This window comes from Saccharothrix lopnurensis, assembly GCF_042658445.1.
GTDB lineage: Bacteria > Actinomycetota > Actinomycetes > Mycobacteriales > Pseudonocardiaceae > Actinosynnema > Actinosynnema lopnurensis.
Window position 1 is genome coordinate 1 of the sequence record NZ_JBHSQO010000091.1, and the last position, 4,168, is coordinate 4,168.

The 4,168-nt window shown below is 76.3% G+C and carries 3 protein-coding genes and 2 pseudogenes; 4 read left to right on the forward strand and 1 reads right to left on the reverse strand.

The features are described from left to right. The 4 genes and pseudogenes from ACFP3R_RS37380 to ACFP3R_RS37395 form a co-directional block, all read left to right on the forward strand. Positions 1–927, forward strand: a pseudogene (locus tag ACFP3R_RS37380) (hypothetical protein); the annotation flags it as partial. A gap of 200 nt (positions 928–1,127) precedes the next feature. Then, positions 1,128–1,499 (forward strand): annotated as a pseudogene (locus ACFP3R_RS37385) (SLC13 family permease); the annotation flags it as partial. Between the two features lie 79 nt (positions 1,500–1,578). Then, a complete protein-coding gene (locus ACFP3R_RS37390; protein ID WP_380643753.1) occupies positions 1,579–2,547 on the forward strand; it encodes a sensor histidine kinase in 969 nt (322 codons plus the stop codon). After that, positions 2,544–3,218: a response regulator transcription factor gene (locus ACFP3R_RS37395; protein WP_380643757.1), complete on the forward strand. Its 675-nt coding sequence runs from the start codon at positions 2,544–2,546 to the stop codon at positions 3,216–3,218. Before ACFP3R_RS37390 ends, ACFP3R_RS37395 begins: the two co-directional genes overlap by 4 nt. Before the next feature lie 22 nt (positions 3,219–3,240). On the opposite strand, the gene lexA is transcribed toward ACFP3R_RS37395, so the two are convergent. Then, positions 3,241–3,897, reverse strand: a complete 657-nt coding sequence (lexA, locus tag ACFP3R_RS37400) for a transcriptional repressor LexA (RefSeq protein WP_380643755.1) — start codon at positions 3,895–3,897, stop codon at positions 3,241–3,243. Between the last annotated feature and the right edge of the window lie 271 nt (positions 3,898–4,168).

Sequence of the window (4,168 nt, forward strand, 5' to 3'; positions counted from 1 at the left end):
CCCGCCGCGCCACCGCGCCCGGCCACGTCCCACGGCACGCCACACCCGGCCGCGTCCCGGGCCACGCCACGCCAGGGCTCGACGCCCGGCACGCCGCCGCACCCGGGTTCGACGCCCGCCGCGCCACACCCGGGCTCGACGCCCGGCACGCCACCGGCCCGCGTCCCCACCACCGCGGCCAACCCCGACAACGGCACCCCGCCGCCCACGCCCCGGTTCCCGGTGGGACCACCCGCGCCACCGCCCGGGAACCGCCGGGCCGTGCTCGGCGCGGTGGCCGCGGTGGTGGTCGTGCTCGCCCTCGCCACCTACCTGGTGCTCGACCACGCCTCCGACGTGCTCGCCGGCGACCCGGGCCCCACCCCGACCCCCACGGCCACCACCAGCACCACCACCAAGGTCAAGCTCACCCTCCCGACCACCACCGCGGCACCCACCCCGACCCCCGCGGAGCGGACCCTCCTGGCCGCCCTGCCCGGCGTCTACCGCGACCATCCCTCCTGCGCCACCGCACCAGCCGACGCCGAGGGCGTCACCGCCGCGGTCGTCTGCACCGCGGCGAACGAGACCAACCCGAGGTTCGCCCCACCCGCCCGCGCGCACTTCCGCCTCTTCACCACCCGCGCCGCCCAGGACGCGCACTTCCTGTCCCTCGTCACCGGCCGCGGCATCCCGCGCGACGACTCCCAGGGCGGCTGCCGGCCCAAGACCCACCCCGTGCACTACGCCGAGTACTGGCGCGACCCGTCCGGCGCCCTCGACGGCGACTTCACCACCTGCTACCTCGACGGCGGCACCGGGCACCTGTGGTGGACCGACTCGCGCACCACCGTCACCGGCGACCTGGCCACCGCCCCCGGCGCGACCGACGACACCCTGGACAAGCTCGACCTGTGGTGGAACGGCATGATCCTCAGTCGCATGTAGACCCGTCGCACGTGGACCCCGCCGGGTGAAGGCGTCCTCATCGGACGTTCACCGGCCGCTCAGCCGCGGGCCACACGCTGGTCACCGTGGACGCCTTCAGCTACACGACGCGACCGGAGCCGGCGACCGTCCCGCTGCCGCGACCGCGACCGCGCAGGCCGCCGCCCCGGCTGTGGGGCCTCGCGGCCGCGTCGGCGGCCGTGCTCGGGGCCGGGCTGCTCGCCGACGGGCTGGGCACGCCCGGCGCGGTGGTGCTCGCGGTGTTCACCGCGGCCGTCGGCGCCTGGGTGTCGACCCCGCTCGACGACACCTGGATCGCCCTGACCGCGGTGTGCGCGCTGGCCGTGACCGGGGTGGTGGCGCCCGCCGACCTGTTCGCCACGCTCGGCGCGGACCTGGTGTGGCTGCTCATCGCGGCGTTCGTGCTGGCCGCCGGGCTGACCCGGTCGGGGCTGGTGGGGCGGTTCGCGGTGGCGCTGCTCGGCCGGGCCCGCACCGTTCGGCAGCTGGCCCACCTGGTCGTGGTGGCCCTGGTCGTTTCGTCGTTGGCGGTGCCCGCCACGTCGGGGCGCGCCGCCCTCGCGCTGCCGGTGTTCGAGGCCCTGGCCCGCGCCCTGGGCGGCCGGCCGCGCGTGGTGCGCGGGGACGGCCGTGCTGTTCCCGACCGTCGTGCTGCTCTCGGCGGTGTCCACGCTGATCGGCGCGGGCGCGCACCTGATCGCCGACCAGCTGCTGCGCGACGCCGCCGGCGAGGGCATCGGGTTCCTGCGCTGGCTGCTGCTGGGCCTGCCGCTCGCCGTCGTCTCCTGCCACCTGGCCGCCGAGGTGGTGCTGCTGCTGTTCACCTCGCGCGCCGACCGCCGGGACCGGCTCGACTGGTCCCGCGACGCCCTCGCCGCCCTCGCGGAGCAGTTCAACGCCATGCTCGACCGCCTGGAGCACGCCTTCGCCACCCAGCGCCGGTTCCTCGACGACGCGGGCCACGAGCTGCGCACCCCCATCACCATCGTCTCCGGCCACCTGGAGCTGATGGGCGACGACCCGGCCGAGCGCGCCGAGGCGGTCCGGCTGTGCGCCGACGAGCTGGACCGGATGAACCGCGTCGTCGGCGACCTCCTGCTGCTGGCCAAGGCCGAGCAGCCGGACTTCATCACACCCGCCCCGGCGGACGTGGCCGAGCTGACCAGCGACCTCTACGCCAAGGTCCGCGCGATCGGGGACCGGCACTGGCGGCTGGAGGCCATCGGCGAGGGCGAGGTGCGCCTGGACGAGCAGCGCGTCACCCAGGCCGTGGTCCAGCTCGCCCAGAACGCCGTGCAGCACACCGAGGCCGGCTCGGAGGTCCTGATCGGCTCGGCGGTGCGCGACGGCGTCGCGTCGTTCTGGGTCGCGGACCGGGGGCCGGGCGTGCGGCCCGAGGACGCCGGGGCGATCTTCGAGCGGTTCGGCCGCGGCTCCACCGGCGGGGCCGCCGGCCACCGCGCCGGCGCGGGCCTCGGGCTCGCCATCGTGCGCGCCATCGCCGAGGCCCACCACGGCCTGGTCCGCCTGACGTCCACGCCGGGCGCCGGCGCCCGTTTCGCGATCGGGATCCCCACCCGGACCGGAGGCACCCCGTGACCCGCACCCTGATCGCCGAGGACGAGACCCGCATCGCCTCGTTCGTCCAAAAAGGACTCATCGCGAACGGGTTCACCACCACCGTCGTCGGGGACGGCGAGAGCGCCCTCCGGCACGCCCTCGGCGACCGCTTCGACCTGCTCGTGCTGGACCTGGGCCTGCTCGTCCGCGACGGGTTCTCGGTGCTGGGCACGCTGCGCGAGCGCCGCAACACCACCCCGGTGATCATCCTGACCGCGCAGGACCCGGTCCGCGCCACCGTCGCCGGCCTGGAGGGCGGCGCGGACGACTACATGACCAAGCCGTTCCGGTTCGAGGAGCTGCCGGCCCGGGTCGGGCTGCGGCTGCGGCTGCGCCGCACCGGGCCCATCACCGAGCCCACCGTGCTGGACGCCGGGACCGTGTCGCTGGACCTGCGCACCCGGCGCGCCGACGTGGACGGCACGGCGGTCGACCTGACCGCGCGGGAGTTCGCGCTGCCGGAGCTGTTCCCGCGCCACCGCGGCCAGGTGCTCTCCCGCGAGCAGATCCTGTCGCACGTGTGGGGCTACGACTTCGACCCGGGCTCCAACATCGTGGACGTCTACGTGCGGGCGCTGCGCCGCAAGGTCGGCGCGGCGCGCATCCGCACCGCGAGCGGCATGGGCTACGCCTTCGACGCGACCTCCTGAGCGGGGCCCTCCCGGCCGGGGCTCAGACGCTGCGCAGCACCGAGACCACGACACCCAGCACCACGGCCCGGTCGCCGTCGATCACCGCGTGGGCCGGGTTGCGCGGCTCCAGGCGCACGTGGCCGTTGCGGCGCTGGTAGACCTTCACCGTCGCCTCGTCGTCGATCATCGCGGCGACGATCTGGCCCGGGTGCGCCTCCTGCTGCTGGCGCACCACGACGATGTCGCCGTCGCAGATCGCCGCGTCCACCATCGAGTCGCCGCGCACGCGCAGCCCGAACACGGTGCCGCGCCCGGTCAGCTCGCGGGGCAGCTCCAGGACGTCGTCGAGGTGCTCCTCGGCGGTGATGGGCACACCCGCCGCGATGTCGCCGACCACGGGCACCGCGACCGAGCCGCTGGTGGGCCGGTGGGCGGCGGGCTGGAGGAACAGGCGCACGTCGATCGGCCGGGCCATCGAGGAGCTGCGCCGCAGGAAGCCCTTGTCCTCCAGGCTCGCCAGGTGCTTCGACACCGAGGACGAGGAGCGGAGACCGACCGCCTCGCCCAGCTCCCGGGTGCTGGGCGGGTAACCGTGCCGGACCACCCAGTCCCGGATCACGGCCAGGATCCGCTGCTGGCGCGGCGGGAGGGCCGAGGTGTCCAGGTGCTCGAACGCGTCGGGGTCGTAGGTGGTCATCCACGGGATGATAGGCGCAGGCGGGGGGATGGCCGACCGGACGCGCCGGGCCCGCCGCCGCCACCGGCGGCACGACTTCGGGCTGCCGCCCCGCTGGGCCGCCCCGCTGGGCCGCCCCGCTGGGCTGCTTCCCGCTCGACTGCCGCCCCTTGACCGGCGCGCCCCGCCCGCCGCCCCGCGAGCCCCGCTGCGCTCTGCCGGCCGCGCCGCGCGGTGCCCGCCGCGCCGCGGACCCCCCGCCGCGCCGTCGACAGAGGACCGACCACCGCGG